This window comes from Psychrobacter sp. (assembly GCF_036731945.1).
Lineage (GTDB): Bacteria > Pseudomonadota > Gammaproteobacteria > Pseudomonadales > Moraxellaceae > Psychrobacter.
The window spans coordinates 12,219-16,007 of record NZ_DAINDI010000023.1 but is presented as its reverse complement, the minus strand read 5'-3'; the positions used below and the strand labels follow the sequence as shown (position 1 = coordinate 16,007).

The 3,789-nt window shown below is 46.9% G+C and carries 3 protein-coding genes; all 3 read right to left on the bottom strand.

The window, feature by feature from the left end:
* Positions 1-780, bottom strand: a 780-nt coding sequence (locus V7D75_RS06480) for a YjiH family protein (protein WP_333613892.1), incomplete at its 3' end; no start/stop codon positions are given.
* A gap of 124 nt (positions 781-904) precedes the next feature.
* Positions 905-2,665, bottom strand: coding sequence for a 5-guanidino-2-oxopentanoate decarboxylase (locus V7D75_RS06475; RefSeq protein WP_333613891.1), 1,761 nt, complete (start codon positions 2,663-2,665; stop codon positions 905-907).
* A 120-nt stretch (positions 2,666-2,785) separates the two neighbouring features.
* Positions 2,786-3,754: an agmatinase gene (gene speB, locus V7D75_RS06470; RefSeq protein ID WP_333613890.1), complete on the bottom strand. Its 969-nt coding sequence runs from the start codon at positions 3,752-3,754 to the stop codon at positions 2,786-2,788.
* Positions 3,755-3,789: the final 35 nt, after the last annotated feature.

Below are 3,789 nucleotides of genomic sequence, written 5' to 3'. Positions count from 1 at the left end.
GAAAACAAAGTTGTTATCGACACCGATGGTTTTGGCAACGACATAAGTAAAGGCGATGGAGGTTACCGAAAAGGTGGTGGCAATAATTGCCGCTTCACGCTGACTATAGTAGCTTTTATCATACTCTTGCATGGTCACCAGCAGACCAATAGAGGCGGCGCCAAACCAAGAGGACATGGCATCGACCGCTGAGCGACCCGGCAATCTGAATAATTTAACAAAGACTTTACTGGATAAAGTACCCAAGAATTCCATCAAACCAAAATCCGTGAGAAAGGGTAAAGACAAAATGGCGAAAAAGAATAAGGGAATAAGGATAGGAATCAGGTCTTCAAAAATCACCCCACCGGTATTACGATTGATAATAAATTCAGGGCCGACTTGTAAATAAATCATCCACGCAAACAGCACGCCCAAAAAGCGCACGCCAAGCCAAAACCAGTCGACATCAAAAAGCTTTGCCCACATAGAGCCTTCATGCAGATTGGGTCTTAATACCTTAACTGCCAGCGCCCCGATAAAGGAGGTCGTTACAATCGCCAATACCGCGTAAACCACATAACTGCCCAGCACTGCTTGCAAGGTATCGGTTAATACGCCCAATAAAATGGTGACTTTGCCATCCCACTGAAAGGGAATAATAAACAGCGCAATACCCAGTGCTGAAAATAGCAAAAACTTCCACATGGAGGTACGCCAATGTAGGCCTTCTGGCGTGCCTGAAACGATGGTATTGTTGCCTAAGATTGGCTGCTGGGATTTATCGATATAGTTCGTCATTCAATCCTCCTTGATAGGCGACGAGCGCCAATTTTTTTTGGCGGCCCAATCTATCCATAGACTGAGCGCATTGCGCAAATAGTTAGATAACGTTTTATAAGTTATTTTTAGTACGAATTATGCTTTAGCTAAAGCAGGTAAAACCTTTACCCATTTCAAGAAGAAATGCGTCGGCTTCATCGACTTCATAAATAATTGGCTGTTTGCCTTTGATGTCTTCTTTTAATGCCTCGAGCAGCTGCTGCTTATCCTTGATTCGACGATAACCGGCACCAAATCCTGCGGCTAGTGGCTCAAAGTTCGGGGTTTTAATATTGACTCCAATCAATGGCAAGCCGCCCTCTTGCATATAGCGGCGAATCTCGCCATAGCCTTGGTTGTTCCATAACAGCACAATTAATGGTAGCTCAAGCTCGGCAGCGCAGATTAATTCGGCAATGGTAAATTGAATACCGCCATCACCAATCAGGCTAATAACGGGCGCTTTTGAGCCAATCATGGCACCAATCGCAGCAGGCAAACCATAACCTAAGGTGCCAAAGCCCGTCGACGAGTTAAACCATCGACGCGTAGCTAAAGCTTCAAAGCCAAGATTGCCGCTATAAACAGGCTGGGTTGAATCGCCAACGAAGATAACGTCTTTTACTTCATCTCGAATCAGCTGTAGCAGCGCGTTTTGACCCGCAAAATCTGGCGACATTTCTTCTATCAATGCTTGCTTGACCTTTGCTACTCGCGGTGCTGCTTGATGATGCAGCGGTTGATTTTCTAAGCGCGTACATAGACCACTAATGGCCATTTGCGCATCCGACAAGAGCGCAATATCTGCTCTAAACGGACGCTGTAATTGCTGAGCATCACAGTCGATTCGAATCAGCGTGCCATTGATTTTGAACCCACCATTAAAGAAGACGTCATAATCAGTCTCACCAAGCTCCGTCCCTATCGCTAAGACCAAATCGGCCTCGCTAATGACAGCGCGACCTGCGTCCAATGACTGATTGCTACCCAAACTCAGCGGATGCGCAGGCGGCAGTAAACCTTTGGCATTGATGGTCAAAAATGTTGGCGCATCGATAAGCTCTGCCAGTTTTTGCGCGTCATGATTAACATCAATGCAGCCACCACCATAAAGTAAGACTGGATTTTTTGCCGTTTTTAACGTTTCAACAATCAAATCTAATTGCGCAGGATGAGGAAGTGGTTTGTTTGCTTGTGGTTGCGCCAAAATATTATTAGCAGATTGACTGTTTAGAGAAGTGTCTAGCTTATTTAGCTTATTTAGCTTATTTAGTTTAGGCGGCTTGGCGACATGACTGGCATCGGCGGTAATCACATCAATGGGCAGCTGGATATGCACCGGTCCCGGACGCGCGCCATTAAATAACGCAAAAGCTTCAGCGATGACTTTCGGTAACGACTTAGGTTGCCAGATGGTTTTACTCATGAGCGCAACCTTACTGACCATACCTTGCTGGTCATGCAGCTCATGTAAGTGCCCTTCACCGCTGCCGGTATGCTGCACTTTATTGACACTAGATATCACCAGCATCGGTATAGAATCTGCCAGTGCTTGCGCCATCGCCGTCATGATATTGGTCATGCCGGGACCAGTGATGATAAAACAAACCCCCACTTTACCAGACGCGCGGTAATAACCATCAGCCATAAAGCCAGCACCTTGCTCATGACGCGGTGTCACGTGGCGGATATTGGTATTCGGCAGGCCACGATATAGCTCGACCGTATGTACGCCCGGAATACCAAATACCGTCTCCACCCCGTAATATTCTAGCCACTGGACAAGCAGCTCACCACAAGTTAGAGATGAGGCAGTTGGCGGGGAATCTGGCAATGAAGAAGGCGTTTGGAGAGAGTGCGTCATGAGTTAATCATCCTAAAAAATTCAATAGCAAGTAAATAAGTCGTTCAATATCAAATCCGAGCTAAACCCAAACTGCCCTTTAATTCCTTATAAAGAGCAGTTTGGGTTTATAAATTATTCTTAATAAATGGCTTTAACCTTATCGTCATAGCGCACGCCCGGTAAGATACATAACATTTCAAATAGTAGGTTCGCGGCTAGTACCGAGGTGTTGCCAAACGGGTCATACGGCGGTGACACTTCTACTAAATCGCCACCAACTACATCCAGTCCGCGCATACCGCGAATGATTTCAATGGCTTGTGTTGACGTTAATCCACCGATTTCAGCCGTTCCCGTACCCGGTGCAAACGCCGGATCAATACCATCGATATCGAAACTTAAATAGACAGGGCCAGCGCCTAATTTTTCGCGCACTTCTGCCATCAGCGGTGTCAGTGATTTATACCAGCATTCTTCAGCAGGCACGACGCGAAAGCCTTGCTCGGTCGACCAATCAAACTCTTCAGCGCTATAACCTGTGCCTCGCAGACCAATCTGCACCACACGGTTGCCATCGATGAGGTTCTCTTCGACAGCTCGGCGGAACGGCGTACCATGGGCGATTTGTTCACCGAACATCTCATCATTGATATCAGCATGCGCATCGATATGTACCATTCCAACAGGACCATGTTTTTTGGCGAGCGCGCGCAAAATAGGCAGGGCAATCGTATGGTCACCGCCTAATGTCAACGGAATAGCGCCATGACTGAGAATCTTATCGGTATAGAATTTCTCAATAATATCGACACTTTTTAGCAGGTTGAAAGTATTGATAGGCACATCGCCAATGTCAGCAACTTGTAAAGATTCAAAGGGAGCGGCGCGAGTGGCGACGTTATAAGGGCGAATCATGCGTGATTCATCGCGAATCTGACGCGGTCCCAGTCTGGCACCGCTACGGTTTGAGGCACCGATATCTAAAGGCACGCCAACAAAAGCCACGTCTAGCCCTTCAGCATCGGCTTGGGTTGGCAGGCGCATCATAGAAGCGAAGCCGCCAAATCTTGGCATATCGTTGCCGCTTAGTGGTTGGTTGAATTTCATCACGCACATCCTTGTATCGATTGGTCAAAACAGAC